Origin of the sequence: Micromonospora sp. NPDC050795, assembly GCF_044456785.1 — a bacterium.
Lineage (GTDB): Bacteria > Actinomycetota > Actinomycetes > Mycobacteriales > Micromonosporaceae > Micromonospora.
In genome coordinates this window covers 1-5,237 of sequence record NZ_JBITGE010000073.1, presented here as the reverse complement: position 1 = coordinate 5,237, position 5,237 = coordinate 1, and the positions used below count along the sequence as shown (strand labels likewise).

Below are 5,237 nucleotides of genomic sequence, written 5' to 3'. Positions count from 1 at the left end.
CCGCTACGACAAGTTGGCCGTCCGGTTCCAGGCCGTCCTGACCATCACCATCATCTGCGAATGGCTCTGACCGGGCTTATGAAACACGCCTTAGTCGACAAGATCCCACCAATAATTACACGAACAGGATGCCAATGAGAATGGCCGCATCACCTCCGCGTGTCAAGGCACAAAAAGGAAGGGGAAGCCTGTTGGTGCACCGCAACCCGACTACGTGATCAACCAGATCTCTTCGGATAATAGTGGCGCGGCACGGGGGGATCCTACAAAGGCTTCTAATGGGTGCCGGCTCCGCCGGCGACCGACGTCCGGAAATAGGCGGATTATCTATCCAGCAGCGAGCGAGGTGATCTCAACAGGGATGACCGAAGCACCTATCGGGCCGACATGGGCGTAGCGTCCAGAACGGACAATGCTGGGGACTCGTGCGCCGCTCCCTCGGCCGCAGACATCGACGTTCCGCCGGCCGAGGAACTGCCCCCGGGGCATCCGACGTGTTCGACATCCCCGCCGAGGCGGGCGTGGCTGGTCACTCAGATCCTGACCCGGGCGGCGGCAGCGACCGCTCTTGCTCTTCGCGGGCGACAACACGACCGCCCGCGGTTACGCCACGCCCCGGCAGCGCGGAGAGCCGGCGGCGCCGGCACAGGATGCGCTTTTCGAACCGGATCTGCCATGGACGTCGAGTACCGCCGAGACGCTGCCGCTGCGCGATGGCCTGCGCGCCGAGGGCGCCCGCTACCTCGCTCCGCCGCCCAGCGGCCAGACGCTGGAGGCGTTCCGGGGCGTGGAGAGCGAACTGTTCCGGCATCTCGCGGAGGGCCAGAGCGGTGCGTGCCTGCGGGCGGCACCGCGCGTTTCCGACAGGTGGTCGGCGTCACGCCGGCAGGGCGAGGTCTTCTCGCTGGGCCGTGACGGCACCGTCCTCGTCGTCCGCGCCGGCGACCGGCGGCGCTGAGCACGCGGCCGGCAGCACCCCGAGAGGTACGCGAGCGTGCGGGGCTGAGGGTGACGGTCTCACCGCCCGGTTGGAACGACACCCCCCGACACCGCCGCTGCCTCGGCCGGGGCGGCGGACTTCAGCATCGTCACCCTCGACGGCCCCGGCACCCGACACGCAGCCGTCACCGGCCGGATGAGCGCTCCGGAGCTGGAGATGCGGACCTGTCCCTCATCATCCGCGTATCGTCACTACCCCGCCTTTCGCGGTACGTCCCGGACCCACGGACGCTGCGACTGGCGGCTGCGGCGACACGGGAGCCCCCCGAGCCCGCCACCCGCCCGCCTTGCGACGGCGACCCACGATCCGCCCCTGATCGGTTTTCATTAGGAAGGTCCAGTGCTACCGCGCCCGACCTCGCCGGCGAGGTCGGGCGCGACACCTGCCCGTTATCCAATTCCGGGTAAAGTGCCCTACTGATGTTCCCACTCCTCCGCAAGGGATGATCAGGGTCATCATTGTAACGCCTTCTCTCGGCCCCTATCCAGTCCGGAACCAAACGCTGAGCGATTTCATCAGCAGCAGCAGTAACAATCCGAGAGTTTCGATTCGAGCCGCGCCGGTGAATTACGTGCTCGCCCATTACGTCCTGTCGAATCCGTGATCTAACTTTCCAGGCAAGGTTTTTTTCGCAGCTCAAGCCTCCTCTGCGGAATTCAATTTGCCGCACGTCTGGGTTGGCGCTGATAGCATTTCGCATGAGTTCAACAGTCTTAACGCCGTCCCGCACGGACTCCTTTGTTATTTCACCCGCCACCCCCGCCGCTCGCTCCATCCTCTGCCTAACATCCGGACTCGGATCCGGCATTGCCAGACTTTCTTTAGCACTCCTAGCGAAGGGGAGTCCGGCCGCGGCAATTTCGCGATTAGTCGGTCCAGCCGCTAGCATTGCGCTATATTGGTCGAATACCTTCTTTGCCTCCCGCAGGAGCTGCCATTGGACATAACTCTGTTGGAGATGATCTTTTTCGGAATCCTGGGGCGATTGTGTTTGCTCATCAGGCATGAGTTCCTCCACGTCGACACGTTTGATCGTTGCGCTCACACTACGAGCCGCTCGTTGTCGCGGTTCACGGCCGAAGAGTGATTTGAGACACCCTGAAGTCAGGGCCCCCGGCGTTGTTGCCGTAGGAGGTGTTCTGTCCGTGTTGAGGGTCGGGCAGAGGTAGGAGTTGTGGGACGAGCGCGACTCTGGTGATCTTTCGGGTGCTGAAGCCTGAAGATCATCTTTGGAGTCGCGCTCGTGTCGTCATCTTCCCTGATCGAGGGTGTTGTTGACCATCTCGCTGATCTGGCGTTGTGGGAGGCCGAGCTCGCCGCGGGTCCGGACGTGGTGGACCCGCTGGTGGTGGCGTCGTCGCTGGTGGATCGGTTGTGGCAGGTGCCGGACCCGCGCGGGTTGCGGGGGTTGCGGCATCCGCTGGTCGTGATCCTGGTGTTGACCGTGTGCGCGACGTTGGTGGCGGCATCGACGGTGTGACCGCGATCCGGCGGTGAGCGGCGCGGACTCCGTAGGAGGTGTCGCAGCGGCTCGGGGCGCGCCGTGATCCGTTGACCGGCCGGTGGCTGGTGCCCAGCGGGCGGACCTTCCCGCGGAAGCTGTTGCAAGCGTGGTGAGAACGCCGTGATCGGTGACCTGCTCGGCCCGTTGGACGTGGCCGGCGTGCCGCTGACGGTGGACGCCCCGCAAGCGACCACGAAGACCGCCCGGCTGATCACCGGGCCGTTGAGCGCCCACTACATGCTGTTCTCGCAGGGCGATCAGCCGCTCGCGTCGCAGGCCGCGCAAGCCTTGTCGTCCGGGACCGACGTCGAGTTCGCCGACCGGATGCACGTGGCAGACGATCAGGGTCACGGTCGTACCGAGCACCGGACCCCGCGGGTGGCCGACCGCGACGACCGACTGTTCCCGGGTGCCCGGCAGGTGTTCCGGCTGCGCCGCGACACCGGTGGTCTCGACGGGATGCGCACCCGTGAGGAGATCGTTCACGGCATCGTCAGCGTCCCCGCCGCCCAGGCCGGCCCCGAGCACCTCAATGCCCATGCGAGGGGACACTGGTTCGTCAAAGATTGGACCTGCGATGTGACGTTCCACGAGAACGACTCCCCGCTACGCACCGGCAACGCGTCCCGCGACATTGCCGCCATGCGCAACCTGGCCCTGAACACCTTCCGCCTGATGAGCCAGGAGACCACGCCGACACCGGGCGGGACGGGTGGCACGGGACGTTCGGTCGGCCCGCTCGACGAGGTCGACCGGCGCATCCTGGACGAACTGGTCCGCGATGGCCGACTGTCCATCCGCACCCTCGCCGAACGGGTGCACGTCTCCCGCACCAACGCGTACGCCCGGGTGGAGCGGCTGCTGCGCGACGGCGTGATCACCGGGTTCACCGCCCGGGTGGCGCCGGAGCCGGCCGGGCTGGCCACGTCGGCGTACATCTCCCTGACCATCCAGCAGAACACCTGGCGGGAGGTCTCGGCGGAGCTGGCCCGGGTGCGCTACATCGAGCACGCCGCGCTGCTCAGCGGCGAGCACGACGTGCTGGCCCTGGTCCGCGCCCCGGATAACGCGACGCTGCGCGACGTGGTGCTGGGCCGGGTGCAGAACATCGCCGGGGTGCTGTCGACGCGCACCTGGCTGGTCTTCGAGGAGTTCGACGGCGAGCAGAACACCTGGATGTGACGGCGGACCCGCTGGCGGCCCGGCCGCCGGGTTACCGGTGTCGTACCACGAGATGTACCCCTGGCGACCGATGTCGTTCGATGCTCTCCCGCGCCGCGCCGGCCGCTATGGTGCCGAAGATGATCGGCCCCACCCTCAGGTCAGCCAAGCAGCACGCCCCCGACTCGGCCCGGGTCCTCGCCCGCCGGAGCATCCTGGCGGCACACCACGCGAAACAGGGTGTCGTCCACGACGACCTCGACCGCCGCGTCGGCCGGGAGGAACAAGTCCACGATCATGGCGGCCACCGCGAGGCCGACCGTGTCGGGACACCAGCGGGCCCGGGCGAAGAACCAGTGCGCCCGGCCATGGCGGACCAGCCGCGACAGGCCGGCGGCGATCCACATCCCGCACACCGTGCGTCGGCGTATCGCGGCGATCTGTCCGACCAGCAGCGCGCAGAACATCGCGAACGACGGCACGGTGAAACATGAACGCAGCGGCCGCACCAACGATGCCAGCGATGCCGGTAGAGTCACAGACGGAAGCATCAGCGGAAACTCCCCCCAACGGGTTGTTTGTAGGAACCGCTGATGCTTCGCGTCCATCTACCGCCCAGACCACCACCCCCGGGGCCACCCGCGTGTCACACCACCAAAGATGATCTACAAGAACTCCGAAACTGGAGCGGCACGGATGCCGGTCTTACGTGCGCTCCACGGGCGTTGAAGTCCGCCTGCCCGGCGGCCTTGACGTGCTTGGCGGTGACACGCAGCCGCACGGCCGTTTCATGATCGATAGTGGCTGTGAGTGATGGTGCCCGCGTCGGCGTGTCGGATATGGACGAAGCTCCGTTGAGACCAGGTCCTCTCACAGATCTGGTTCAAACGGAGCTTCGTCGTGTCGCAGTCTGCCACCCTCATTGCCGATCCGTCGCCTGCGCCGCTGTCCGGTGACGTGTCGTTCGCTCCTTCGTGTCACGGTCTGCTGGAGTTGTTGCTCGCCGTGTCCGACGGCCGAAAGGATCAAGGCCGTGATCATCCGGTCGCGGTCGTGCTCGCGCTGGTCGCGGCGGCCACGGTAGCGGGGTTGAAGGGCTACACCGCGATCAGCGGCTGGGTCGCCGACGTGCCCACCGAGATCCTCGACGGCCTGTATACGCGAGTCGAGGCCCGTCCTGGCGGGCGGCCGTCGCGGTCGACGCTGTGGCGGGTCTGCACCGATACCGACGGCGACGTCCTGGACGCGGTGATCGCCGAGTGGACCACCGCCCACCGCTTACGCACCGGCGAACAGGCTTGCACCAGCAGCGATACACCGGCACAGGTACGCCTGGACGGTAAGACCGTGCGCGGTGCCATCGGCTCCGACGGTGAACAACTGCACCTGCTGTGCGCTCTGGCCGGCTCGCCCGGCCCCGACCCGGCCGCCGTCATCATCGCCCAGGCACCCACCGACGGCGCCAAGACCACGGAACCGGCCACCGCCCGCGCGTTGCTGGAACCGATCGACCTGCGCGACGTGACGGTGACCGCAGACGCGGTGCACACCGTCAAGGCCACCGCCGAACTG

At 66.8% G+C, this 5,237-nt stretch carries 5 protein-coding genes; 4 read left to right on the top strand and 1 reads right to left on the bottom strand.

Going from position 1 to position 5,237, the window contains the following annotated elements:
* The first annotated feature begins 568 nt into the window (after positions 1-568).
* The 3 genes from ACIBEF_RS31890 (at position 569) to ACIBEF_RS31880 (ending at position 3,686) form a co-directional block, all read left to right on the top strand.
* Positions 569-958: a hypothetical protein gene (locus tag ACIBEF_RS31890; RefSeq protein WP_396797134.1), complete on the top strand. Its 390-nt coding sequence runs from the start codon at positions 569-571 to the stop codon at positions 956-958.
* A gap of 1,285 nt (positions 959-2,243) precedes the next feature.
* Positions 2,244-2,480, top strand: a complete 237-nt coding sequence (locus ACIBEF_RS31885; protein WP_396797132.1) for a transposase family protein — start codon at positions 2,244-2,246, stop codon at positions 2,478-2,480.
* A gap of 699 nt (positions 2,481-3,179) precedes the next feature.
* The gene (locus ACIBEF_RS31880) at positions 3,180-3,686 is read left to right on the top strand and encodes an Lrp/AsnC family transcriptional regulator (protein WP_396797136.1); all 507 of its coding nucleotides are present in this window, start codon (positions 3,180-3,182) and stop codon (positions 3,684-3,686) included.
* Between the two features lie 140 nt (positions 3,687-3,826).
* Here ACIBEF_RS31880 and ACIBEF_RS31875 read toward each other — a convergent pair whose 3' ends face one another.
* Positions 3,827-4,273, bottom strand: a complete 447-nt coding sequence (locus tag ACIBEF_RS31875) for a transposase (protein WP_396797130.1) — start codon at positions 4,271-4,273, stop codon at positions 3,827-3,829.
* A 292-nt stretch (positions 4,274-4,565) separates the two neighbouring features.
* Between ACIBEF_RS31875 and ACIBEF_RS31870 the strand changes: the two genes are divergently transcribed.
* The coding region (locus ACIBEF_RS31870; protein ID WP_396797129.1) for a transposase family protein at positions 4,566-5,237 on the top strand (672 nt) is incomplete at its 3' end.

Excerpts from the sequence above, each read along its gene's own strand:
- ACIBEF_RS31880 (WP_396797136.1), top strand. The coding sequence starts at position 3,180 with ATGAGCCAGGAGACCACGCCGACACCGGGCGGGACGGGTGGCACGGGA.
- ACIBEF_RS31875 (WP_396797130.1), bottom strand. The coding sequence starts at position 4,273 with ATGGACGCGAAGCATCAGCGGTTCCTACAAACAACCCGTTGGGGGGAG.